25 protein-coding genes are annotated in these 23,741 nt (G+C 39.4%); all 25 read left to right on the forward strand.

Annotated features, from left to right (window positions below; translation table 11 throughout):
- Nucleotides 1-56: 56 nt before the first annotated feature.
- Nucleotides 57-491: a single-stranded DNA-binding protein gene (locus DDV21_RS05515; protein ID WP_116877250.1), complete on the forward strand. Its 435-nt coding sequence runs from the start codon at nucleotides 57-59 to the stop codon at nucleotides 489-491.
- A gap of 270 nt (nucleotides 492-761) precedes the next feature.
- On the forward strand, nucleotides 762-1,019 hold the full coding sequence (locus DDV21_RS05520) for a hypothetical protein (protein ID WP_116877249.1): 258 nt from the start codon (nucleotides 762-764) through the stop codon (nucleotides 1,017-1,019).
- Nucleotides 1,012-4,158, forward strand: coding sequence for a VirD4-like conjugal transfer protein, CD1115 family (locus tag DDV21_RS05525; RefSeq protein WP_116877248.1), 3,147 nt, complete (start codon nucleotides 1,012-1,014; stop codon nucleotides 4,156-4,158). The genes DDV21_RS05520 and DDV21_RS05525 overlap by 8 nt, the downstream gene beginning before the upstream one ends.
- A gap of 98 nt (nucleotides 4,159-4,256) precedes the next feature.
- Nucleotides 4,257-4,736 carry a hypothetical protein gene (locus tag DDV21_RS05530; RefSeq protein WP_116877247.1) on the forward strand — a complete coding sequence of 160 codons (480 nt, stop codon included), beginning with the start codon at nucleotides 4,257-4,259 and terminating at the stop codon, nucleotides 4,734-4,736.
- Between the two features lie 121 nt (nucleotides 4,737-4,857).
- Nucleotides 4,858-6,963, forward strand: coding sequence for a pLS20_p028 family conjugation system transmembrane protein (locus DDV21_RS05535; RefSeq protein WP_116877246.1), 2,106 nt, complete (start codon nucleotides 4,858-4,860; stop codon nucleotides 6,961-6,963).
- A 5-nt stretch (nucleotides 6,964-6,968) separates the two neighbouring features.
- Complete coding sequence (locus DDV21_RS05540) at nucleotides 6,969-7,253, forward strand: BRCT domain-containing protein (RefSeq protein WP_116877245.1); 285 nt, start codon at nucleotides 6,969-6,971, stop codon at nucleotides 7,251-7,253.
- Nucleotides 7,254-7,396: 143 nt separating this feature from the next.
- Entirely contained in the window at nucleotides 7,397-7,702 is a 306-nt protein-coding gene (locus DDV21_RS05545) for a DUF5592 family protein (protein WP_116877244.1), read from the forward strand.
- Entirely contained in the window at nucleotides 7,702-8,346 is a 645-nt protein-coding gene (locus tag DDV21_RS05550; protein WP_116877243.1) for a hypothetical protein, read from the forward strand. Before DDV21_RS05545 ends, DDV21_RS05550 begins: the two co-directional genes overlap by 1 nt.
- A 9-nt stretch (nucleotides 8,347-8,355) precedes the next feature.
- Nucleotides 8,356-10,305: a virulence factor gene (locus tag DDV21_RS05555; RefSeq protein WP_116877242.1), complete on the forward strand. Its 1,950-nt coding sequence runs from the start codon at nucleotides 8,356-8,358 to the stop codon at nucleotides 10,303-10,305.
- Nucleotides 10,306-10,318: 13 nt separating this feature from the next.
- Nucleotides 10,319-10,579, forward strand: coding sequence for a hypothetical protein (locus tag DDV21_RS05560; protein WP_116877241.1), 261 nt, complete (start codon nucleotides 10,319-10,321; stop codon nucleotides 10,577-10,579).
- 13 nt (nucleotides 10,580-10,592) lie between these two features.
- Nucleotides 10,593-11,942 (forward strand): CHAP domain-containing protein, encoded by a 1,350-nt coding sequence (locus DDV21_RS05565; RefSeq protein ID WP_116877240.1) that lies wholly within the window; start codon nucleotides 10,593-10,595, stop codon nucleotides 11,940-11,942.
- A 17-nt stretch (nucleotides 11,943-11,959) separates the two neighbouring features.
- A complete protein-coding gene (locus DDV21_RS05570; protein WP_116877239.1) occupies nucleotides 11,960-12,544 on the forward strand; it encodes a hypothetical protein in 585 nt (194 codons plus the stop codon).
- Between the two features lie 144 nt (nucleotides 12,545-12,688).
- Nucleotides 12,689-13,507 carry a ParA family protein gene (locus DDV21_RS05575; RefSeq protein WP_116877238.1) on the forward strand — a complete coding sequence of 273 codons (819 nt, stop codon included), beginning with the start codon at nucleotides 12,689-12,691 and terminating at the stop codon, nucleotides 13,505-13,507.
- Nucleotides 13,507-13,779: a hypothetical protein gene (locus DDV21_RS05580; RefSeq protein ID WP_116877237.1), complete on the forward strand. Its 273-nt coding sequence runs from the start codon at nucleotides 13,507-13,509 to the stop codon at nucleotides 13,777-13,779. Before DDV21_RS05575 ends, DDV21_RS05580 begins: the two co-directional genes overlap by 1 nt.
- Before the next feature lie 17 nt (nucleotides 13,780-13,796).
- The gene (locus DDV21_RS05585) at nucleotides 13,797-14,192 is read left to right on the forward strand and encodes a replication initiator protein A (RefSeq protein ID WP_116877236.1); all 396 of its coding nucleotides are present in this window, start codon (nucleotides 13,797-13,799) and stop codon (nucleotides 14,190-14,192) included.
- Nucleotides 14,189-14,548, forward strand: a complete 360-nt coding sequence (locus tag DDV21_RS05590; protein WP_116877235.1) for a hypothetical protein — start codon at nucleotides 14,189-14,191, stop codon at nucleotides 14,546-14,548. The genes DDV21_RS05585 and DDV21_RS05590 overlap by 4 nt, the downstream gene beginning before the upstream one ends.
- 150 nt (nucleotides 14,549-14,698) lie before the next feature.
- Nucleotides 14,699-16,042 carry an ISLre2 family transposase gene (locus DDV21_RS05595; RefSeq protein ID WP_116877234.1) on the forward strand — a complete coding sequence of 448 codons (1,344 nt, stop codon included), beginning with the start codon at nucleotides 14,699-14,701 and terminating at the stop codon, nucleotides 16,040-16,042.
- Nucleotides 16,043-16,661: 619 nt separating this feature from the next.
- Nucleotides 16,662-17,354, forward strand: coding sequence for an orotidine-5'-phosphate decarboxylase (gene pyrF / locus DDV21_RS05600; protein ID WP_116877233.1), 693 nt, complete (start codon nucleotides 16,662-16,664; stop codon nucleotides 17,352-17,354).
- A gap of 137 nt (nucleotides 17,355-17,491) precedes the next feature.
- Nucleotides 17,492-18,121 carry an orotate phosphoribosyltransferase gene (gene pyrE / locus DDV21_RS05605; RefSeq protein ID WP_116877232.1) on the forward strand — a complete coding sequence of 210 codons (630 nt, stop codon included), beginning with the start codon at nucleotides 17,492-17,494 and terminating at the stop codon, nucleotides 18,119-18,121.
- A 614-nt stretch (nucleotides 18,122-18,735) separates the two neighbouring features.
- Nucleotides 18,736-19,140 carry a DUF3021 family protein gene (locus DDV21_RS05610; protein ID WP_116877231.1) on the forward strand — a complete coding sequence of 135 codons (405 nt, stop codon included), beginning with the start codon at nucleotides 18,736-18,738 and terminating at the stop codon, nucleotides 19,138-19,140.
- A gap of 260 nt (nucleotides 19,141-19,400) precedes the next feature.
- Complete coding sequence (locus DDV21_RS05615) at nucleotides 19,401-19,901, forward strand: YbhB/YbcL family Raf kinase inhibitor-like protein (protein ID WP_116877230.1); 501 nt, start codon at nucleotides 19,401-19,403, stop codon at nucleotides 19,899-19,901.
- A gap of 6 nt (nucleotides 19,902-19,907) precedes the next feature.
- Nucleotides 19,908-20,666: a GNAT family N-acetyltransferase gene (locus DDV21_RS05620; RefSeq protein ID WP_116877229.1), complete on the forward strand. Its 759-nt coding sequence runs from the start codon at nucleotides 19,908-19,910 to the stop codon at nucleotides 20,664-20,666.
- An 89-nt stretch (nucleotides 20,667-20,755) separates the two neighbouring features.
- Entirely contained in the window at nucleotides 20,756-21,154 is a 399-nt protein-coding gene (locus DDV21_RS05625) for a GNAT family N-acetyltransferase (RefSeq protein WP_116877228.1), read from the forward strand.
- A gap of 19 nt (nucleotides 21,155-21,173) precedes the next feature.
- On the forward strand, nucleotides 21,174-21,827 hold the full coding sequence (locus DDV21_RS05630) for a uracil-DNA glycosylase (RefSeq protein ID WP_116877227.1): 654 nt from the start codon (nucleotides 21,174-21,176) through the stop codon (nucleotides 21,825-21,827).
- A gap of 33 nt (nucleotides 21,828-21,860) precedes the next feature.
- Nucleotides 21,861-23,132, forward strand: coding sequence for a dihydroorotase (locus tag DDV21_RS05635; protein ID WP_116877226.1), 1,272 nt, complete (start codon nucleotides 21,861-21,863; stop codon nucleotides 23,130-23,132).
- Nucleotides 23,133-23,741 lie beyond the last annotated feature (609 nt).

Below are 23,741 nucleotides of genomic sequence, written 5' to 3' on the forward strand. Positions count from 1 at the left end.
CAAGAAAAAAATGATAAGACACTTGTGGCCTTTTATTATATAAGGAGGATAACACAATGCAAGAGTTTATTGCTAATGGTCGTGTATCAGATATTCCGGCTGATGCACTCGGAAAGACAGCCAATGGGCATGTCAGTTTTAAGTTCGATTTTGCCTGTGATTCCAGTTTACAGGGGAATGATGGCAAACCATTGACTAGCTTCTTTCATGTACAAGTTTATGGGAAACAAGCGGAAATTATGGCGCAGAGCTTATCCAAAGGTTCTCCTTTATTGATAAAAGGAGAAATTATTCAGCGTACTTATACGAACGCTCAGGGAAAACGTCGTAGTTATCAATATATTGCTCCGAGTCAACATAATGGGATTACTTTTTTAGAAAACAAGGCCGCAGCTGAGAGAAGGAAGCAAGACAACCTTAATACTCCTCAGCCAGAAACGCCACCAGTGCCGTCTTATCCAGAACCAGTGGATGCTGATGAGCCATTTTAATTAAAAAATAGCATGTGATGATTAGATCACGTGCTATTTTTGTATGAAGTCATAAATTCCCCCACATAATACAAGTAGTAGGTGTTGAGAGAGCGATTCTACGACGTTTTCAATTGTTTTTATGGGAGTTTGTCCACGAAATTGTCTTTAAATGAGAAATAAAAAGTTATATAACTTTTTGCACAATGTTTTGACTTGTCCCCTTAACGCAGGAATTTTCATTATCCCTTATTCTAGGAGTGTATAAAAACTAGAAGGGATAATTTGCTTATGGTAAAACAACAAACGGATTATCAATCCGATGATTTAATGGCAGATTCCCTTCAGATAGAAAACTATCTGAAGCAAGGAAGAAGCTGCCATCTATATACGGTTCGTCTGGGAATTGAAGATGGTATTAGTTCCTACCTGGAACGCTACCGACTCGCTTCCCCTCAACAGAAATTTAAGATTTTTCTTTTTTCCACTTTCTATGGTGAGAAAATCCAGCGATTTTTAGAAGAAATTCGAGGTAAGCAGTATGTTTAGTTGGTTAGAAGCTATTTTTTATACTCTGATTCACTTATCAAAAGTTAGCCATTTCAATGCCATTCTCTTAGTTAGCTTTGTGGGGTATCTTTGTTACCAAGGAATAAAGGCCGTCAAGGGACCGATGCAGAACTTTTTTCAGACGATGAAAGGCTTCATAGATGATAGAGATAGCACCAAGGAATATCTCAAAAATAAAAGAAAAGAGTTAGCTTATTTCTGGCAACACCGCCATGAGATTGACTGGAAATCAGCTGGAAAAGAAAAAAGTAAAGAGTTATGGCAGCTTATTAAACGATTTGCAACAATTATTCCTTCATTTTTATTCTTGTTATTGGGAAATCTTTTCTTTCGTCTCACCTATAAACTACCTTTTATAAAGCAAGATCGGAAACGTTTTAATAAGGAAATGAAGCCCTTGCTTTATTTCAAAAACTATCGTAGCTTTGTGTTCATGGGGCTAGGATTCAGCTTTATAGCATTTATTCTTACAAATTATCTAGTGACTGTTTTGAGGGCAGCTATTCGTTTCTGTTATTTTTCAGTAATAGCTTTGAGAGACAATAGCCAAGCTGTGACCTTTAATGTTGATAGCTTGTTAATTCGTAACTTGTTTAATGCTAGGGTATTTGTGATAGCGCCTATTTTAACAGTGCCAATCTTTCTGATTGGTCTAGTGGTTGCTTGGCGATCTGCTTGGGTTAACTTTGAGCAGTTTCGTGATTATAACTACAACGAAGAAGGGGACGACCGTTTTGCGACAGTCAAAGAAATTCACCAGCAATATAAGAAAGTCCCAAACAAGACAGAAACTTATCCAGGTGAGGGTGGTGTGCCAGTCCTACATGAGACCAGAAGGAATCTTGCAGGATTAACTCTAGGTTCTCAAATGCTTTGGCAAAATCGTACCTTTAGCCGCTATATGACAAATGCTGAAAGGGTCTTAGGGATTTATGCGAAAGCTTCAGGTGATTATTATATTGATAACAGCACCACTAACGTACTAGGGATTGGGATGACTCGTTCTGGTAAGGGTGAGGGGCACATTACACCAACCATAGATATTAATAGCCGTGCTAAAATTCAGCCATCTATGGTTATTGCCGACCCTAAAGGGGAACACTACCAATCTTCTTATAAAACCATGCGTCAACGTGGTTATGATGTCAATGTTCTCTCTTTCCAAAACATGGACTGGTCGATGTCTTACAATCCGCTTGCTTTAGCAATTGCTGCAGCTAAAAAAGGATACTACGAAATGACACAAACTCGTGTCAATGCGGTGGCAGAAGCCATTTATCGTAAAACTAAGCCTGGTACAGGCAAAGGCAATGCTAAATACTTTGAAGACACCTCTATTGCTCTTTTTAATGCCATTGCCATGGCCTTGATTGATCGAGCCAATGAAACGTTTCAAAATGGTGAAAATGATGCTTGGGATACAGTAACTGTTAGAAATATCGCCAAATTTCTAACGGACTTAGGGTCAGAAGAAGTCTTTGTGGATGATCTGGGAGAAATCATTGAAAATCCTAATCGTGATCAAGCGGTGAAGAAGAAATCAAAAATTACAGTTTACTTTGATAATCTTAGAACAATTAATCAACGTCAATTTTCTAAATTTCGGGAGATGGCAGACTTGAATTTTAGGTCTTCAGATTTTGCAGCAGAAGAAACGAAAGGCAATGTCTATTCCAGCATGATGGCAGGGGTCAACCTCTTCCTGCAGGATAATATTGCTAAACTGACTTCTAGTAATTCAATTGATCTTGAATCTGTCGGTTTTCCACGTCGCCTGTCTATCAAGTTTCGTTCCAGTTCAAATGCGGCCATGCGTAATGAATACGCTCACAAGACAGCCAAAGTTACGATTACTAGTCAATCCGCTTGGGGTAAAACAACTAGACAAGTTACTCATATAAATGCAGCGACAACTCTTATTGATGGTGAAGGCTATCTCACTTATGCGATTGAACCCAAGCTTCCAGAACAGTTCTTGGTAACTGTCGACTTTGATCACAAAAATAATGGTGATTCCAGCATTCGCAAAAAGACCTTCCAATTTTCAGCTGAGAAAGTTTATAAGAGACGCGGCAAGATTATAGCCCTTGACGAGTACACGAAGAAGCCGGTTCTGGATTATATCAAGGTTACAGTTCTAAATAAACAGGAGGGTAGCCTTCTTCAGGAAGAAGATATTGACTTGATTTATTCAGATAATCCTAAAGTGATTTACCTAGTAACACCTCCTAACCGAACAGAGTATAATAGCATTGTTTCGCTGTTTTTAGACCAATTATTTAATGCCAATTATGAACTGGCTCTCTCAAACGGCCGTAAGTGTATTAATCGGATACTCCATATTCTAGACGAGTTCGCCAATATTACAGCTATTCCTAATATGGATACAAAGATTTCCATTGGTCTTGCCCAAAATATCCTATATTATCTCTGGATTCAAAACCTTAAACAGTTAACGGATAAGTACGGAGAGAATACTGCTCAAACAATCAGGGAGAATTGTTCACTTCAAATTTATGTTAAGTCAGCAGGTGATACCAATACTGCCTTCAGTAAGGAACTAGGGACACGTACAATTACACGCCGCAGACGATCCAGCAATATCCTGGATGAGGCAAACCCCAATGTCACCATTGAAAATCCAAGACAGGAATTGTTGACCCCTACTCAGTTGAGCAAGTTACAAGAAGGAGAAGCTGTTATCCTACGTTGGGTGAAAGGTCGAGACAATGCCGGTCGCAAGGTAACGCTAGATCCAATTTTCCTACACGAGAAAACCAGTCTGCCTTATCGCTATATGTTTCTCCAAGAAGAATTTGATCACTCTATGACCTTAGCTGATATTCCTGTAGAAAGCGGCCACAGAGACCTTGACCTTCAAGATATAGCGGTAGGGGCACAAAGTACCTTCAGTAAGATTATTGATTGGCGGATAGCCTTAACAGACCGTATGAGAACAAATGGTGAACCTCCTCAATTAGCAACCAGAAAACAGCAGTCTAAACCACTTACTCAAGCCCAATTCACCTCTCCAGCTGATTTAACTCAAGCCGTTATAGCCGAAGTTTTCGAGGAGGAAGATGATGGCGACATCTTCTTTGTAGATGATGTGATATAATAAGATAAACAAAAAGTTATATAACAAAATATATAAACTATTGTCTGGGAATCATATTTCTGCTATAATGAAATCACGTAAATAAGGAGAAGATTGTTATGAAAATGAAAAGATGGTTTAGTCTGTTGACGTTAGGGCTTGCATTAATTGCTTTAGCAGCCTGTGGTCAAAAATCTACTGAGGATATCATCAAGACTGAATTAAAGGATAGTTACACTGGATATGCAGAATTAAGGGCCTATGAAGCTTTTTTCAATAGTGGTGGTGATCAATTAAAATTTGAGTCATCAAAAGGACAAATTTCAAATTCTAGTGGTGAGGTTGTTTATTTTAAAACAGTTCCTAAATCTGATCTACCGTCTAATCCTTCAGGTGTATTGACTTCTCTTGAAGAGGAACTCCAGAATACTGATAATTTTACAATAGTTATTAGTCAACGAAGAGAAAAACTAGATACTTCAGATGCTTATTATCAAATCTCTCTTTCTGATGGTGGAAAAACAATTAGAATAATTGAATTGCGTAGGAATCATTTTGCTGAAGGTGGATTCTACGATTTTTCCGGGCAAGCTGATTAATAAATGAAAAAGTCTCAAATTGAGGCTTTTTTTAATGCTTCCTATGACTTGTCCCCTTAACGCAAGAATTTTCATTATCCCTTATGATGAAGGTATCTTAACTAGAAAGTAGGTACCTTATGTGAAATATGATACTTATTCCGATTTGGTAAACGCTTTAGAGTCTGGTTTTCTGGACATTAACGGCAAAACAAATGGGAATATTACTGGGGAAAATGCAGAGAAAATGGCCTCCTTTTACAAATATTGGAGTAACTATTTAGATACTACACCAGCGTTTCTCTCCTTTCTGGCCTATATACCAGGTGCCATTGCCAAAGCTTTGTATTCCATTACATCAAGTCTTGAACATGTCTTCAATAATATGTTTAAGCTTTTTGGTCTTTTTGGTTATTTAGGCGATAGCAACACAGTTATAGGACAGTTCTTCTATTGGTTTCAAGTCATAGGAACGACTCTATTTAGTTTGATTCTCGTTGTTTCAGCGATAACGGGTGTTTTCACAAAACCCGTCAAATACAAAGGAATGATTACAAATTTTCTTCTCGTTACCATGGTCACAGCCGTCTTGCCACTGGCTTTGACAACTGTTTCTTCTGCAATTGCACAAGATGCTATGAATATTCAAACGGTATCCAGTGAGGCACCGGATGGCAGTGAGCAGTACTCTTCTTTAGCTATCCAACCTATGAAGAACAACATTGTAGATCTCAAAGTATTGATTGATAATGATTTTTCAACAGAACTTTTTCCACTGGATGATTATGGTTATATTAAGCCCCCTAAAGAGGGGTCAACACCAGTCAATAATATCACGGACAGTTCAGATAAGAGGGACACCACTGACTTTGCGACACGGATCGATTTTGGGGCAACTTATGGCGCTTCTAATGCTGACTTATTACAAGATTTAGAAGATAATCAACAAGAAGGTCTAAAAGGGTTGTTTCTTCATCGCCTGAATGCTAATCAAACAGGTGTAGAGACTATTAATGAGCATCGTATCGTAGGAGAACTAAATGCTTTTGAACCTGTTTATATGCGTTATAAAGTCAACTGGATAGGGATGTTTATGCAGTATATTATCCTGATTGTTTTGCTGATTTCGATGTCAATCAAATTAGTTAAGTCAGTCTTTGATATTCTCATTGAAGGCTTGATTTCTCCTCTCCAGGGGTATTCGTCTTTGTCAAATTCTAAGAAATATAAAGAGCTTCTACGTACCATGGGAGGAGCGCTTGCAGGGATTTTCTTTGAAGTAGTGATTATGCGTGTGACTCTTGAAATTTGTCGAGACTTACCAACATTGTCCGTGTCCGCAGTAACGAAACTCTCAGGCGGTTTCTTTGATGGACTAAACATGTGGGAACAATGCCTTGCAGCCTCACTTGTTTATATTGGTATCTTCTTTGCTGCTATGCAAGGGGTGTCAATGATTGAACGCTGGCTTGGTGTATCAACGGGTCATAGCGATACTGCTCAACAGTTGTTAGGCGCCATGATGATGGGTAACGCTTTTGCGACTGGAGCTGGAGCTATTGGCAATGGAGCTATGGCTATGGGCGGTTTTGGTCTTGATATGGCTAAAAAAGCCCCTGGAGCAGTTGCCACAGGAAGTAAAGTTCTTGGCAATAGTTTAGCCACAACAGGCGGCGGTATTCGAGGAGCCTTCAATGCTGTTAGGGATCAAGGTGCTATGAATGCAGCCAAAGGCGGTTTAAGCAATATGTATAGTGCTGCTGACCTTGCAGGCAGAGAAGCAGTTGGTAAAGTTAAAGATTTTGCAGGTGGCGTTGATGAGAACTTAAGTCAAAAAGAACAAGCAGCTCATGATGCAGTTTATAGAGGTCTAAAAGATCATAGCCACCCAGAAGAAGTTAAATCTGTATCACCATTTGATCCAGATGCTTCAGCTGGCTTCGAACCACTTTCAGATGCTGGACCAGCTGGCGGTGGTATTACAGATCCTACATTACCTTCTTCAGAACCTTCTGGTGAAGCGTTTAGTGGGGTAAGTGAACCGACACCTTCAGCAGAAAAGCCAATCCTTCCAAATGCTACAGCAGATGAGCCAAAAAAGTTTGAAGAAGCCCCTTCACATAAGCAAAACTTTCAAAAATCTATGCACCAAATGAGTTATATGAACCAACAAATGCAGCAAGCAGGTCAGCGGATGCAAGGACAAAGCCATATCAAGGGTGCTGAAATTGATGAAAGTGACGAATAAAGCCTATGCTTGATTTTAGGGGAAAAGTAGTTGTGATTACAGGAAGTTTGCGTCCAATGAGAAGACAAGATGTCATAGTCTTCTTAGAAGAAAGAGGGGCTATTGTTCAAAATTATGTCTCTACTCAAACGGATATATTACTTGCTGGCCATAAGCAATTAGATCTCTTTGAGCCAGACAAGAGGTCTAAGAAGTACGATGCAGCATTATCACGAATAGCTGAAGGGCAAGTGATTACCATTTTCTCAGAAGAAGAATTTTTCAATTTCGTGAAGAAGTCTCAGTCTTGAGGCTTCTTTTTTTATATATAAAGATATATAACTTTTTATATAAAAATGGTTTGAAATGATCAGCTGGAGATGGTTTGTCCGCTTAACGCAAGAATTACTATTATCTCTTAAGATAGAACTATTAAGAGAAAGGAGACGGATAGATGGATGAAAAATATGGTGTTCCACGTGACATCTATGCCAAAGTAAAAATCATAGGTCTTTTTATGGCTGATATTGCCTTTGTAGGAGGTTCTGCAGTCGCTGCTCTTTCAGTAGGAACAAAAATTTTTCCTACAAGCCAATGGCCACAATTAATAGCCTTCATACTATTAACACCGCTGATGTGTCTTTATCTGGTTTTGCCAACCAACGGTGGAAAGAGGAATTGGCAAAGCATGTTTCTCTTTTTTAGGAGGCGACAAAAACGCTATATCAGCTTAAATTACCAGAGAGGAGATAAACGCTAATGGCGATTAAACAAAACCAATCCCAGCCTGAAGTCAAACGACAATTGGGACGGCAGCAGGAAAAAAAGCAAAGTCAAGAATATTTTGATCTTCATTCTTGTGTGGAGTTATTGGATGTTAAATCAATTATTGATAATAGTTCAGCTTACATTCAATTAGTTGACTATGGCTATCTTCAGCTGATGGAAATACCAGGAAAAGACTTAGGATCACTTTCCTATAATGAAATCCGACGAACGATTGAAAATTTTGAAAAATGGTTAAGTGGCTTTAATACTGATATTCAGATTGAAACAACAACCTTGCCAACCAATACTGATACTCAGATTATGGATCTTCGACACCATTTAAGTTTGGTACGTCAAGAAAAGGCTAAGCTCTTGCCTGATTCTCGACGCTACATGCAACTGCATGATCGAGAACTGTTATTAAGAAATGAAATTCAGGTGGAAGAGAGTATCCAGCAGGAAATCTATAACACTGAGTTCATTCTATGGCTCTTTGCGCCAACGACCACAGAATTGGATAATCTTGTTCGTAAGGCTAAGTCTTATGGAAATGGTGATTTTGTTCCTCAAGAGATAACCAGAATTAAGAAGGAACAAATTCTTAAACAATTTAATAACATGAATGAAAAAGTATAGGAGGACGATATGCCAGAACTATCAAAGCGTAGGCAACGGCGCCTGAAAGCACAAGGCTATGATCTTGCTTTTCTCAGCCGCATTCAACCACAAGGAAATATTGACTTTAAAAAGGATGACCGTTCTTGGATGAGTGGTGACGGCTATCACACAGCACTTCACTTTTACGAGTATCCGTCAGAAGATCTAGATCGTTTTTGGTTATCTGATCTGATGCTGATTCCAGGAACACGTTCGTTTTTATCGCTTTATCGGGCAAATAATAAGGAGCTTAAGAAAGAAATTAAAGATGCGATTGAAGAAAAATCAACTCGTATTACAGGTAACAGTAAAATTGTTGATAACCAGCAAGAGTTAGATGAAATCAAGGATCTGACTCAGCTGGATCGTGATATTAAGAAGAAAAATATTGCGATGTTAGGTATGTACGTCCGAAACTATTCCTCTGCCTCAACTAAAGAAGACTTGTTTAAAAAGGTTGAGGATATTAAAGATAAGACATCAAACTTTAAGTCAACTATTCTCTCAGGTGAATTGGACTTTGAATATCATGCCCCTTTTATTCCAGCACAGTATCAAATAGATTTGCCTAATCGCAGACGTGGGATACCTATTAGAGCACATGATTTAGCAGGTGGTTATTTCTTTAATCACACTAAATTAGAGGATCAGAGAGGTGTCTATATGGGCTGGACACCGACGAAGGGAGCTGTCAATTTCAACTTCCTAGAACGTGATGAACGTCGAAGTCGTTCATTTATGATTTTATCAGGTAATCCTAAAATGGGGCAGCGCTCGTTCTTACTTAAGCATACAGATGGCCTTTATGCTAAGGGCAACTTTATTCGTAACTTTGATGCAAACGGAACTTTTTTGGATCAAACACGTAAACAACATGGGCTCATTCTGGATCTTTCAGGTGAAGCCAATCGGATTAATATCTTTCAAGTCTTCCCAACAGTTACCAATGAAGAGGGTACAGAAGTGGATAAGAAAAAGTCCTATAACCTTCATATCCAAAAACTCAAGAGCATCTTCAAGCTGCTCAATAGTGAAGTAACAGGTGATGACCTAACGACTTTCGGTAAGATGCTTAATGAATTTTACATTGAAGAAGGGTTGTGGGCACGTAATCCTAAACTAAATCCAGAAAGACTAAAGGCTACGGACTTAGTAAATGAAGAATATCCAATCCTATCTGATTTTATTTTGTATACGGATGACTATAAGCGTAGTCTGATGAGTCAAGGTAAGCCTAATGAAATAGAAATTAAATCGGTCAATCGTATCTACAATACCTTCAATGAATTGCTGACAACGAATGCGGAGATGTTTGAAGGAACAACAGAATTCCAAGATATTTCTTCAGAGCAAGTAGTAACTTTTGATTTTTCAGGCCTTAAAGGAACCCCTCACTTACTCAATGCTCAAATCTTTTCAGTATTATCCTTAGTTTCAGCTGATATTGTCAACAATGGTAAACGTTGCAAGCAACTTTTAAAAACTAATTCTCATCTTACTGAGATGGATATGGAACACTATGTCGTTAATATCAGTGAGGCACAAACATTGATCAATCCTAAGTATGAAAGCAGCGTTGAATTGCTAGCAGATATGATTGATTCCATGGGAGAAAACTTTGCAGGTGTTGTTCTATCGGTTAATTCCCTTCGAGGGATTCTCTTTGAATCTGGAGCAGGCAACCACAAAGATCCATACGTAACAGCTGTTCAGCGTATCTTTGGCCTTATGCAATACCGTGTCTTTGCTCAGACGGACGAAACAAGTATTCCATTACTCGCTAATGCCTTGGCTGGGTCTATGAATCAGTCAGAGTTAGAGACACTGCCACGTTTGACTAAAGGACAACTGTTTATGAATATCGCAGGTGTTGGGAACTTGGTCTTCAATCAGCAGCTTCTAGCTCCTGAAGTCCAACGCTATGGCGGTATCCAGTAGAAAGGGGGATGACATGTCAAAAAAGGATCCACAAAAATTAGGACCAATCGCAAGACGAAAGCAAGCAATCAATAACTATGTGACTGTACGAAAAATTAAGAGTCAGGAAGTTAGGGATTATTTCGCTTCAGAAGGTGAATCTGATCCAGAGCGTTTAGCGGCTCAAGAAGCACGTGATCAAGAATTTTTAAGTGGTCTGAAAAAATTAGGGATTGGTTTTATTGCCTTTTTAATCTTTTATGCCCTCATAAAAACCGTTCTAGGTCTATGGTAGAAAGAGGGATGAAGTGAAAAAAGCAGTTTTAAAAGTACTGATTCCACTTGTTTCGCTCGTTTTTTTAATCAGTATAGGTGTAACGATATTAGCAGGTGTTTTAGGGTCTGTTGGTAGTTCGCAATCAAATTGTACAACAGAAGTTGCCACGTCCACCTCAACTGACTCATCTGTCTCTTCAGGAGACGGATCGATAGATAGTTTTGTCAAGGAACATGAAGAAGCTTATATCCTTTCCTGGAAGGCCGGCGGTTTTCTCCCTTCTGCATCTATTACGCAAACTATGATTGAAAATGGGTTTAACTTTTCCAATCCTAACGGGACCTCTTTCTGGCAGGCTCATAATATGGGAGGAGTTAAAACCTCAAGCAAGAGCAACTTTCCAATCACTATTGCGACTTATGGTGAAGATAGTGTTGATTTATCAGGAACTAAACCTGGAGCTAATGTCGGAGATGGAACTGGTGGTGCTTATACTTGGTTTTCGAGTTACGATGCTGGAATTGTTGGCAAAGCTGAGTTCATGGCTCATCAAACTCTTTATACAGGAGCAATCAATAATACAGATGGAAAAAGTACTTTATCGGCTATTGCTGATGGGGGCTGGGCAACTGATGGTACCTACAAAACAAAACTTCTTGAAATGTACGATACGTTAGGTGCTAAGTATAAGTGGCTTGATGATAAGGCGATTGCTGTACATGGTGATAAACCTTATAAAGATAACACAGCTACATCTTCTTCAGGGACATCTAGCAATAGTGATTCTGAAGAAGAGACCTCAAGTGATAGTGGTTGTGATGGGGACGCCAGCTCAGGTGATGCTTCTGATGGGACTGGGATAATCCCAGGTGATGCGGCAGCTTGGGGCTATATTCCTGATAATCTGCCAAATAGTCTGAAACAGTATATCATTGATCCTAAAAGTCTTGGTATGGCTTATGGTGAGGCAACAGGATGGTATCAGCCTGGAAGTAATGTTCTTGCTGGCCAGTGTGTTAACTTGACCATCTCTCTAGGAAATCATCTTTGGGGACATTCAGGATCTGTTTTCGGGAATGGAAAAGATCAGGCAGCCGCTTGGGCTTCCATTTTTGGAAATAGTGTCAAAAGTGCGCCTAAAAAAGGCGCAATCTTCTCTACTCAAAATGGTGGCGGCGGGTATGGCCATACTGGAATTGTCTGTCATGTCTTTGAAGATGGCAGTATTCTAATTGTGGAGCAAAATACACCACTATCCGGATGGGATTATTTCAATAAACCCTACACTTGGAACTATCGTATCTTGACGCCTGTGCAACAAATGTTGGAAATTACGACCTTTGCTTATCCAGATAATAAGCAGCCTAAATTAGGAAATTAGATAAAAAGGATAGAAAAATGATGAAAAGGATTAAAGATAACATGGTATTTATTGTTGCAATAATTCTCTTAATTACTTTGGCAGGTGTTGGTATTTACCAACATTTTAACAAAGAAACGGTTAAAGAAGATCCTAAAACGGAACAGGAAAAACAAAAAAGCGGTCAATCTTCTTCAGCTGAAGAAGAAACGGTGGATGAAAAAAATTATCGAACTGCCAAATTGAAGTTAGAACATCCTTATACAGAAAGCAGTGAGGAGCAGAAACAACTAGTAGCCGAATCTTTTGATGAAGCTATGAAGGCTATCAGTCAAGCTAGCCATCTTACAGAAGTTAAGGGGACAATAGAGAACCATTTGTCCATGAGTCAAGATGGAATGATTCAAACTCTAGCAATGGCTATTCTCGTTAATGATTACAAATATCAGCCCTCTCAGCTAGAAGTTACGAAGTCAGAAAATGATGATGTGGTTCAATTTTTAATTGTTTTAACGAAAGAAAATGAAGACAATTGTTACTTCATTGGCAACTTTAATACAACGGTTAACCAAATACAGTTGAAAGCTTATGTTGGCGGAAATATTGGAGCTACTTTCGGTTAGTTGGTTGTCCAATAAAATACACAAATAGTTATATAACTTTTTGTGTATTTTTTATTGACAAAGTTTAGCGTATAAGATAGAATAGAGATATAAAAAGTTATATAACAATTTATATAACTGATCGCATGTAAAGGGAGTGTATTTATGAAGATTCAAACAACGAACCTAGATAAAGGTGGTGGTGGGAAAAGTAGCCACACGTACAACGAGGGGGATTGGTTGTCACGTATCAAAAATAAGCGTGTCCTACTGATTGATGGAGCTAGAGAATGTAACTTAACGTATTCCTTTGATGTCACAAGTGAAAAAACAATCTATGATATTTTTACAACAGGGGAATATGAAATTTGTCGGATCAATGATAACCTTAGTTTGATTCGTGGAGATGAGCGGCTAACCGATGAACAGTTAGATTTAGCCAGTCGAAATAATAAATACCTTCAGTTATTTATGTGGTTCAGTGAACATTATGAAGAATTGGCTGAACAGTTTGATATTATTTTGATTGATACTCACAATGATGAAAGCCTAGTGACTGCAAACTTCATTGCTGTGTCAGATATTGTTCTAGGAGTAACGGATGCTTCGACAAATGGTTTTCGTGCTTGGTTGGCTCTTAAAAAGTTTGTCGATTACATCAAGAGTGAAGCAGTTGAAGTTATCACAAAGAAAAGCTACGTGAAGGCTGAAGCTTATCTCATTGGTAATAAAATCGAGTACTACGGTAATAATGTGACAGACACCTGCAAACAATTTTTAGATGTTGTCCAGGAAGATGAAGCCTATCTGGGATCTATTCAGAAAAAAGAGCTAGTGGCCAAAAGTTTAGTCATTAACCAAAGTGTTTTTGAGCAGCGTGAACATATGACTACTAAACAAAAACAAGACCATCAGAAATTTTATGATAATATAGAGTATGTCTATGAAAACATCTTAACAGTACTAGAAGGAGAGGTCGCCTAATGTCTGATAATCGCTTTGCTCAATTGAGAGATAATTTTGAAAAAGAACCATCTAAACGGCGAGTTCCAACGCCTCGAACAACAGCAGCACAAAAAGCGCCTGAGAGCTATAATAAGAAAGGGCGTTATCCATTTTCGCTGCATTACGATGTCCGCTATGAGAAGCTTGAAGAGCTTGTTGCATTCCATGGATCTAAGTCAGCTTCGGATTACTTGGAGAAATTAATTATCCAGGAGTGGGAGAAGATGCAGCGTAAGCTCAAAAATCAATAAAGATAGGAAGTATGACAATGACTTATTTATCAAAATTATCTGATTTAGACGAATCATTGAATGATTTGGATTCTGAACAAATCTATATTCCCAAAGTACTCCTTGGGAATGAAGATTTTAAGGGGCTGAAACCCAAGGAGGTGTTACTGTATTCTTTTTTATTAAATCGGTTAAGAGAGCCGTTTGATTTTATTCAAAAAGGGTATGATGAAAATGGCTATACCTTTGTTCAGTTCAAGGTTGACGAATTATGTGAACTGCTGAATCAGAGCAAAAGTACTGTCATTTCTTTAAAGAAAAGGTTACAACAATATGGTTTGATTGAAGAAGTTAAAGTAGGCAATAATCAGCCGAATCGAATTTATTTAACAGATAAGCTTGTTCATTATATAGCACAAGGAGAGGGATTATGATTATTTTTGTTTCTATCAAAAAGCTTGTTCAGACATTCTGGTGGTTGATAGCAGCAATAGCGCTGTATATCTTCTATCAGTCTATTGGTTTAAACATGTTCTTCTTGCTAGTTATTGGACTTCTGGCACTGAAGTTTGTGCCTGTTCTGGTATTGCCAATTATCATTATTGCTCTAGGAGTCCATTTCTCAGGTGGCTTTTCGTTCATTGCGGACTTTTTAGAAACAGGAATTGTTATGCTTATAGGCTTTCCTTTTGTCCTCGTGACTTGGCTATTTATTGATGAACAGATAAGAGCCTTTAAAGAGGCTAAAAAGCTAAAAACCAAAGGGGCTGTCTACGGAAAAAGGAAATAACATTTCAGAATTATATTAAACACAGGAGTCTTTCCATTATTTATTGGAAGGGCTTTTTTTAATTCAGAATTAAAATAAATTTGAAAAGAAAATGCTGAATCTATAAAATAAGGCTCGTTATTTCAAAATTAAAGGAGAGGAAGAGGGCAGATGACGACCTTTGATGAAAGAGAACTGAAGGAGCAACTATTTGAACAAAATGCGATTGACTTTTATGACTTTGTGGCCAAGTATGATGACCAAATGGTCCCAATTATGAAAGCTAGAGGATACACTTGCGTACATTCCATGGAACGTACAGTTGCTTTTACATTTGGAGAATTTACCTTCCGTCGCCGTCGATGGAAGAAAGGAGATAAGTGGGTAATTCCAGTTGATGAAAAATTAGGACTGAAAAAGAATGTCCGATTCTCTTGGGAATTTATGTATCAGATTGCTAAATTATCTACGATGATGCCTTATGACAAAGTAACTCAGGTTATTCAGCTGACTTATCACATTACAATTACTAAACCTACAGTAGTTCAAGCTGTTAAGATTTGTGATAAGCTGCTAGAAGAACGTGCAGCTTATCGTTTCTATGAGGAATCTATTAATTCTATTAATCGAGATAAACAAAAAGTCGATGTTATCTATATTGAAGGTGATGGTGTTATGGTAAAAGCACATGACAGTGATACAGAGAATCGTCATTATGATTTGTCTCACTTCGTTGTGCATACTGGAAGCCATAAAATTGGTAGTAATCGCTTTGAACTAAAAGGTAAAAAAGAATTTGTAGCCCTGGATAATCGCTTAGCTAGGGAACAAGTCTTGGACTATCTCTACAACACTTATGAGATAACTGACCAAACATTACTGATCACTAATTCTGATGGTGGCCACGGTTATACACCATATATTTTTAAAGAGATTGCCAAGGCGCTGAAAATCAAGCGACATGAGCATTTCTGGGACGAGTATCATGTAAACCAGAAACTAAAAAAGTTCTTTAAGCCCTACTCAGAGGAGCTTCTTGATAAAGCTTTTCAGGCGATTAAGCAGCATGATAAAGGGAAGCTTCGTACAGTTCTTGATACGACAGAAGCATTGGTATTAGCGGAAGAAGAACTTGAAGCTTTTGAAGACTTTAAAAGAAAGTTGCTTAATAATTTTCAGTACACTAAGCCAGCAGAGCTAAGAGGATTCAGTCATGCAGGTATAGGCATTATGGAAAGTCAACACAGAAAAATTACGTACAGGATGAAGAAACGTGGTATGTACTGGACAGTATGGGGAGCTGAAACTATGGGTCGTATCATTGTTCTTAGCTATGAAGATAAATTACGAGATTTGTTTTTTGGTTCTTGGAGAGAAGATTACGAAAAATTAGTTGAGTTAGAATCTTTATCAGCTGGAACCATCAAGGCAAAATTAAATCAAATTGAGAGAGAATATAGTCTGCATCGGTTGAGCAAAAAGGAAAGTCAACGGGCTTTTTGGTCAAATAAGTAGATAAAAAGTTATATAACTAGATATATATAAACAACCTTTCAAAAGAAAGGCTTTTTGTGCTACAAAATTGAAAAAAATACTTGCTTAATGTGTTTGCGTGTGTTATAATTTTACTAAATTAATCGAATAAAAAAGACGAAGGTGCGTCAACACCTCCGCCTTACCGAGTAAGAACCACTACTTCTTACTCAGTCTTTAATTTATGATACAGGATAAACGTATCACTGTCAAGGGCTGAGCAAGAAATTGTTCAGTCTTTTTGTTTACAACTCGGTTACAAGTTCTTCTCATAAGTCATGGATGAACATTCTAAAAAATTCTACCGCATACAAGCAGAGAAGTTTTTGACTTTAAGCGTAAAAAACGGTATAATGAGTGAAACTGAATAAGCCTTTAATTTATGTCCGGAGAGACATGCAAGGTTCTGCCTGATACTTATTATGTTATAGGAAGTTTTCCTTTGTTTTTAGTGTGACTAACCTTGCCTTTTTGGTGAGGTTTTCTTTATTTTAGCTGCTTTTTCAGCGGTTAAAGCTGGTTTCATTCCGGTTTTAAAGGGCGTTCAGAACCATTACTGTTCAGTGTGTTTGCTTTTTTTCAATTTAGAGGTGATAGACTTATGCATGAAAGCCGTCCGATTATTGCTCTTGATTTCCCTGCTTTTACTGATGTCAAAAAGTTTTTAGCTCTTTTCCCTGCTGAGGAAAAACTGTATGTTAAAATTGGGATGGAGCTTTATTATGCGGTTGGTCCTGAGATTGTCCGCTATGTTAAAGAATTGGGGCATTCGGTTTTTTTAGACTTGAAGCTTCATGATATTCCTAATACTGTAAAATCGGCTATGAAAGTATTGGCTGATTTGGGAGTGGACATGACTAATGTTCATGCAGCAGGCGGTGTAGAAATGATGAAAGCTGCGCGTGTAGGTTTGGGGATGGGGCCTAAACTCATCGCAGTAACACAGCTAACTTCTACTTCTCAAGTGCAGATGCAGACTGACCAAAACATTCCAACCAGTCTGACAGAATCCGTTGTACACTATGCTTCCAGAGCTGCTGAAGCCGGTCTGGACGGTGTCGTTTGTTCAGCGCATGAGGTTGAAAATATTAAAGCGGCTACTTCGCAGAATTTTATTTGTTTGACTCCCGGCATACGTCCATCCGGCAGCCTTGCTGATGATCAAAAACGGGTGATGACACCAGCAGCTGCTCGGCAGATAGGATCTGACTATATTGTGGTAGGGCGTCCGATTACACAGTCTGAGGATCCTTTTGTTGCCTATCAGAAAATCTGTAAAGAATGGCAAGGTTAAGTACACTATCACTGTTTTGCATCATTGGCTCCGGTTTATATAATAATCACTGGCAGTAAGAAGCGTCTTAACAGACAAATGCTGAGACAGCAGCGATATTTGTCTTATCAAATCATTATAAGAAAAGAGGTACTAATATGACTTTAGCAAGGCGGATTGCAGCTGACCTGCTTGATATTAAAGCGGTCTACTTAAATCCAGAGAATCCCTTTACATGGGCTTCTGGGATAAAATCACCCATCTATACGGATAATCGCATCACCCTATCTTATCCTGAAACGCGAACGCTTATTGAAAATGGGTTTGTGGAGAAAATCAAAGAATATTTTCCAGATGTTGAAGTCATTGCAGGAACGGCAACAGCAGGAATTCCTCATGGAGCCATTATTGCTGATAAGATGAACCTGCCTTTCGCCTACATTCGTTCGAAACCTAAAGATCATGGCGCCGGGAATCAAATTGAAGGGCGAGTCACTAAGGGACAGAAAATGGTCATTATTGAGGATTTAATCTCAACAGGCGGGTCAGTGCTTGATGCTGTGGCGGCGGCTAAGCGTGAAGGAGCAGATGTCCTTGGTGTGGTAGCAATTTTTACTTACGAATTACCGAAAGCTGCTAAAAATTTCAGTGCTGCTGGGGTTAAGTTAGTTACGCTTTCTGGTTACACTGAACTGATTAAAGTTGCTAAAGTTCAAGGTTATATTGATGCTAATGGCCTTCAGCTCTTAAAAAAGTTTAAGGAGGATCAGGAAACCTGGCAGGACTAACAGAAGAGTCTGATAACCCTTTTAATGTTAATGTTGTAAAGGGATATGATCTAACACATTCTAATGAAAAAAGGAAGTTCGTCGGTCATGCAAACATATTACAGAACGGCTCCAACCATCTTGGTAAGGGTGCTGCCAGCGCAATCAAAGGTTTCTGGCTTACTGCCAGCCGCAGCCGTCTGGGAGCGGGGCAGAACGTTTTTTAGGAAAAACGTTCGTAGTCTCCGCCTCCCGCAAGGTCTAGTAGGCATTTTAAAGCTTTAAAATGTCACTAGGCTACTGCGTTTCGTAAAGCATGACAAAAAGAGGCAGAAGTTCAAATTTGACTTTCCCCTTCTAGTCGTTCTGGCAGAGGGGCGCCGACGAATTCACAGATTCCGGACTTACCGTCATTTTTATACGGATTTTTAAACGCTCTTTGTATCTTAGTGGAATTGAACACGGCCTAAGAGCTGTGCAAAAAAGAGACGCAATCGTAGGAAGCGTAAGCTGATGTAGGAGTGTGACTGCTCTTGTGAGTACAGTCTGGTTTTGAACCTTGTGGTTCATCACCCAGCCTCCTATTTTTGCTTTGCTCTTTAAACGTCCTTTGTATCTTAGTGGAAGGTGACTATATGAGTTTGAAAGTAAAATGTATTAAGCAGGCTTTTATTAGAGGGATTATTCCTTTGGTTATCATGGGGGGAATAACTTATTTTGTTTCTGAAAGTGATAATCCGGAAGCTTTCTGGAGTATGGTTGCTATAACGATTATTTCTACAGCTGTTTCGGCAGCATCGGCTATCTATGATTATGATGTTTGGCCTGTTAAGAAAAAAATAACAGTGCATACTTTGCTTATGTTAGTGACGGTTTATCCGGCTCTAATGATTAGCGGCTGGTATGATGCCAGTAAAGCTAGCGGCTATATCTTTGCTTTTATCAGCTTTGTTCTATGGGGGGTAGTACTATGCAGCCTAGGCTATTTTATCAGTAAGTATGTCTTAAAAAATATTCCGGATGAGACAAAGAAGAACTAGCAGCTTTTTTTCATTATGGCTTTTGTATCTCGGTGAATTGGACACGGTCTAAGAACTGTGCAAAAAAGATATAGCAAGTTTAGAATTGATTTCAAGTTAACTAGCCGTTGACGTCTGAAAGCTTTGTCGCCTTAACAGTCGACCGCCCCCTTCTAGCCGTCTTGGCAGGGGTGCGCAGACGAAATCAAAGATTTCTGGCTTACCGCCTTTTTGCTTTGCTCTTTTAATGACCTTTGTATCTTAATATAGGGGAGGGAAAAATGAAAATTATTACTGAATTTGTTAATCATGTTTTACCGGACCATTACAGTAAACATACAGACGAACTGGTTCTGGGCAATGCGGTTGTGTCGTTTCCTTTTGAAGTGCAGGATGTTCCAGACGGTGCTAAAACGCTGGCGTGGACATTTGTTGACTATGACTCAATTCCTGTCTGCGGTTTTGCCTATATTCACTGGTGTGCAGCCAATGTGCCTGCCAATAAAACCAGTATTGAAGCGGATTTTTCGCGTCTGGATGTTCAGCATCTGCACGGTAAAAACAGTCTTGTCAGTAAATTTTTATCTACAGACTTTTCAGCTATTGAAAATGGCTATATTGGACCTTACCCGCCGGATAAGGATCATAGCTATACTTTGACGGTTTACGCTTTGGACGGAGCGCTTGATTTGGAGAACGGCTTTTATATGAATGAGCTTCTTCATGCTATTGAGGGGCATGTATTGGCTGAGGCAGAAGCCAGTTTTATCGGAAGGTGCTAAACGACAGTGTATAAAAATATTTTAATGAATCATCTGCAAAAAAAGCAAGTTTCAGAGCGCTATATCTATTATGGCAGACCAGATTTGGCTTTGCGCTATGATAACAATATTTGGGATTATCACCTCATGCCTGACAGAGAAATGTTTGAAGCCGATCTTAGCTTTATAGCCCAAGAGCAAAAAGATTACCCTTTAGATTATGCCAATATCGCTTTTCCAGAGAAAACTGAGCTGCCTGTGTCCTGGCAGACACAACTTCAAGCCGATGGTTTTGAACTGGAACGCCTTCTCATCTTTACGGCACCTGCTGTCTCTCTAAATTTGTCCCATTCAGCGGCATCGGCAGATATCAAGATAGAGCAACTGTCAGAGACTACTTATCAAGCCTATATGGATAAGCATGCAGAAGAATACCGTCAGTATGGCGATGCTTATTACCAGCAGATGACCTTGTTTAACCAGGAGTTGATCAATGTTCCTGATGGAAAACTTTTTCTGGCAGTTAAGAACGGGCAAATCGTTGGAGAATTAACCGTTTGGTACTCGCAGTATTTTGCTGAAATTGATAATTTTATGGTAGACGAATCTTTGCGTGGCCAAGGCATCGGCAAACGTCTGCAGGAGGAAGCAATAAAGACAGCAGATTCTGTTATTCTCATTGCTGCGGAAGAGAACCGTGCTATGTATGAATATCAAGGCTATCAGGAAACAGCTTTTTACTGGACAGCTTTCAAGTCTGAAGACAATAAGGTTAAAACGGCTTAAAAGTGGTCTTGCAAATCATTTTAAATGATTTGCAAGACTGTTTTCAAAGATAGTTTTTTTGGTATTGGCATATATTGAAAGGAAATAATATGATTAGGTATTCAAACCAACATCCGGTTACAGCGGCCGAACTTGCACGGGTCTTTAAGTCTTCTGGCATTCATAGACCCTATAATGATCTGGAACGTTTAGACAAAATGCTGACAGGTGCTAACTGCATCTGGACGGCTTGGGATGATGAAAAATTAGTAGGAATTGCACGGGCTCTGACTGATTTTTCTTATGCTTGCTATTTATCAGATTTAGCAGTAGACAAAGCTTATCAAAAAGAAGGAATTGGCAGAACGCTGATCGCCCATTTGCGTGAAGAAATTGGAGATGAGGTGGCTTTAATTCTTTTGGCAGCACCTGCTGCCATGGATTATTACCCTAAACTTGGTTTTCAAAAGCATCACGGAGCCTATATCATCCCCCGAAAAGCCTTTTAAAAATCAGAAAGGAAAAAATATGCAGCATTCAGCTTGGCATGACCTCATTAAACGTGAATTGCCGGAGCATTATTTTGCTCAAATCAATCAATTTATGAATAAGGTTTATGCAGAAGGTACCGTTTATCCGCCGAGAGAAAAAGTTTTTAATGCGATTCAGACAACTCCCCTTGAAAAGGTTAAGGTTGTGATTATCGGACAGGATCCTTATCACGGACCCGGTCAGGCTCAGGGACTGTCTTTCTCAGTGCCGGAAGATGTGCCTGCTCCGCCTTCTTTACAAAATATTTTAAAAGAATTAGCAGAGGATTTGGGTCAGCGCCAGCGCCATGATTTAACATCATGGGCTCAGCAGGGAGTGCTTCTGCTGAATGCCTGCCTGACTGTTCCGGCTGGCAGAGCGAATGGTCATGCAGGGCTGATTTGGGAGCCCTTTACAGATGCGATTATCAAAGTTGTTAATCAGAAAAAAGAACCGGCTGTGTTTATCCTCTGGGGAGGCTACGCCCGAAAGAAAAAAAGTCTGGTTACAAATCCGATGCATCATATTATTGAGTCACCGCATCCCAGCCCTTTGTCGGCTCATAGGGGCTTCTTTGGCAGCAGGCCTTTTTCTAAAGCTAATAATTATTTAAAAAATGACGGTTTGCCTCCGATTGACTGGCTGGCCTGAGTCAGTCCTTTTATAATGGTTAAGGAGTTTAAAATGTTATTAATTAAAAATGGCCGTGTAATTGATCCTAAATCGCAGTTTGATCATATCTGCGATGTCTTGATTGACGGTGCCAGAATTATCAAGATTGCTGAAGATATCGAAGCAGCCGATGCTGATATTATTGATGCTGACGGTTTTGTTGTGGCACCAGGCTTGGTTGATATCCATGTACATTTTCGCGAACCTGGACAGACCCACAAGGAGGACATTCATACAGGGGCGTTAGCAGCCGCTGCTGGTGGATTTACGACTGTTGTTATGATGGCAAATACCAGCCCGACTGTTTCTGATGTTCCAACGCTTAAGGAAGTTCTTAACTCAGCCGCTAAGGAAAGTATCCATATTTATGCAAATGCCAGTGTGACTCAAAATTTTGACGGCCAAAATCTGACTGATTTTAAAGAGCTGCTCGCTGCAGGCGCTGTCAGTTTCTCAGATGATGGCATTCCATTACAGAGTTCAAAGGTAGTGAGGGAAGCTCTGGATTTAGCCAAAGCAAATGGCAGTTTCATTGCTCTTCATGAAGAAGACCCTGAGCTTAATGGCATATTAGGTTTTAATGAACATATTGCGGCAGATAAGTTCCATTTCTGCGGAGCAACTGGTGCAGCTGAGTACAGTATGATTGCCCGTGATGCGATGATTGCTTATGACAGGCAGGCGCATCTTCATATTCAGCACCTGTCCAAAGCTGAATCTGTCAAGGTAGTTGAATTTGCTCAAAAACTTGGAGCAGAAATCACTGCGGAGGCAGCTCCTCAGCATTTTTCAAAGACAGAAGAGTTGCTGCTTATCAAGGGCAGCAATGCTAAAATGAATCCGCCTCTTCGTACCGAAAAAGACCGTTTAGCAGTCATTGAGGGACTGAAATCTGGTATTATTTCAGTTATTGCAACAGATCACGCACCTCATCATGCTGATGAAAAAGCAGTCGCTGATATGACCAAAGCACCTTCTGGCATGACTGGTCTTGAAACATCATTATCACTTGGTTTAACTTATCTAGTGGAAACAGGTGAGCTGACTTTATCTGAATTATTAAGCAAAATGACTGTTAACCCCTCATCGCTCTACCATTTTGATGCCGGCTATCTGGCTGAAAACGGCCCCGCAGATCTCGTGATTTTTGCCGATAAAGAAGAACGGCTTATTTCTGAACAATTTTTTTCAAAAGCCTCTAATTCTCCTTTTATTGGCGAAAAACTTACAGGGGTAGTGAAGTACACGATATGTAACGGCAGGATTGTCTATCAGCAGCAATAGAATAAGGGAAATAAAAGGTAATGTTTTCTCATTCGCTGATCTCCAGTTTCAGACTGTAATTACTTGCCAGACGTTTTATTCCTATTAATAACTGCGCCGCCATACTTCAAAGTGAGGCTAGGGACAAAAAGTCCTGCCTCGTTTTATTTTTTAAACATATGAATTTGGCGCAGCGGCTGATTGGAAATTCTCATCCCTTGTTGCGCAAGAGATAGCGACTTCCCTAATCAGCTGTGCGGAGGCGGGAGGACAAAATCGAAAGCGTCATGTTATGATAATTTATCGATCTTTGCCCCCTCCTTTTTGTTTATGCTGAGTTACGATTAGGAAGCGTTTAATGGCTTTATATAAAAAAGAAATTGTAAACCGTTTTCAAAAATTGGTAAAAATAGTATAATAGACAAAAGGTTTTTTGGAAACAGAACACGGTCTAAAATCCTAGTGAAAAAGAGACGCAATCGGAGGAAGCCGTAGGCTGACATACGAGTGTGGCTGCTTCTATGTGTATTCCTGCTGGCGTGATGAGAACAAACCCTAGCCGTAGATGACTGAAGGCTTTGTCGTCTTAACAGCCGACCGCACCCTTCTAGTCATCTTGGCAGGGGTGCG

The organism is Streptococcus chenjunshii, assembly GCF_003086355.1.
GTDB lineage: Bacteria > Bacillota > Bacilli > Lactobacillales > Streptococcaceae > Streptococcus > Streptococcus chenjunshii.